2 protein-coding genes are annotated in these 1,409 nt (G+C 39.3%); both read left to right on the top strand.

The window, feature by feature from the left end:
• The coding region (locus KTR07_RS28080; RefSeq protein ID WP_254306586.1) for a hypothetical protein at window positions 1-327 on the top strand (327 nt) is incomplete at its 5' end.
• Entirely contained in the window at window positions 320-1,228 is a 909-nt protein-coding gene (locus tag KTR07_RS28075; protein ID WP_057250691.1) for an exopolyphosphatase, read from the top strand. The genes KTR07_RS28080 and KTR07_RS28075, both read left to right, overlap by 8 nt.
• Window positions 1,229-1,409 lie beyond the last annotated feature (181 nt).

Below are 1,409 nucleotides of genomic sequence, written 5' to 3'. Positions count from 1 at the left end.
CAAATCTGTTCATTTTCTTTAAGCTGCGATCTTTTGAAGATTTCTTTGATTTATGCAGCGGGTGGAGAGAATAAGACTTTTATCGGTTCGGCGGACTGGATGCCGCGCAACTTGGATAACAGGGTGGAAGTAATCACTCCCGTTTATGATTCTCGAATCAAGGAGGATTTATGGAAAGTCATTGATTTTGGACTCCGGGGTAATTGTCAGGGTAGCGTTGTCGACGGAAGCGGTAAGAACTGCCTTTGGACAACGGATACCGAAGAATCTTTTCGCTCGCAAGAAGAACTATATAAGTATTACAAATCACATATAACGAATGACTGATAGTAAATGTTACGCAGCTATTGACATCGGCTCTAACGCAGTGCGGTTGTTAATCAAAAAGGTGAAGAATAATGAGAATCTAGCCAATAAGCGCCTTTCCAAAGTGATGCTCCTGCGTGTACCTCTACGTTTAGGCTTTGATGTTTTTTCCTTGGGAGAAGTGTCGGATGCAAAGGTGATGAAATTGCGCAGGTTGATGAAGGCTTTCCGACAATTGATGAAAATTTATGAAGTGACAAACTATAGGGCTTGTGCCACTTCTGCCATGCGTGATGCCCAAAATGGCAAGTCTGTAATCAAAAAGGTATGGAAAGATACGGGAATCAACATTGAAGTGATTAACGGTCAAGAGGAAGCACGTATGATTTATAACAATCATATCGAGTGTTTGGAAGACCGTGCCGGAAACTATATATATGTAGACGTCGGTGGGGGAAGTACGGAAATAAATTTTCTCATCAACGGAGAGTTGGTACAGTCTCTATCATATAATATAGGTACCGTCCGAATGTTGAGCAATTCTGTAAGAGAAGGTAGTTGGGAACAGATGAAAAGTGACTTGACTCGTTTAACTGCTGATTTTCAAGGTGTCAATATTATAGGTTCGGGTGGAAATATTAATAAACTTTATCGTCTTGCTGATAAAAAGGATAAGAAACAATCACGTTTGCCAATCACTTCTTTGCAGGAGCTGTATGATAAGTTAAAAGTTCTAACTCTTGAACAGCGCATGGAAGAATTTAATCTGAAAACTGACCGTGCAGATGTTATTGTTCCCGCCGCTGGGATATTTCTGATAATTGCAGGTATTGTCAAAGCTGAGTATATCCATGTTCCGGTCATTGGCTTAGCAGATGGTATTATTGACAATTTGTATGCCATAGACCTGAAAACGGAATAAAAGGAATTGTGCATAGCTGTTTTAACTAGGGATATTCAGTAAATCCTATAAAATTAGCCAACTAATTCATACTAAAAGTATTGCGAATTAGTTGGCTTTTTTGTATCTTTAGGTATTTCCCCTAAAATTTTGAAGAACGATTGACAAATGCTTCAGCGGAGTCGTTCAATGCTAAAATCAA

The organism is Bacteroides sp. MSK.20.82, from assembly GCF_019052485.1.
Classification (GTDB): domain Bacteria; phylum Bacteroidota; class Bacteroidia; order Bacteroidales; family Bacteroidaceae; genus Bacteroides; species Bacteroides thetaiotaomicron.
This window is presented reverse-complemented; position numbering and strand designations above follow the sequence as displayed.

Bases quoted from the DNA above. Each gene is read 5' to 3' on its own strand.
- KTR07_RS28075 (WP_057250691.1), top strand. From the start codon at position 320: ATGACTGATAGTAAATGTTACGCAGCTATTGACATCGGCTCTAACGCA.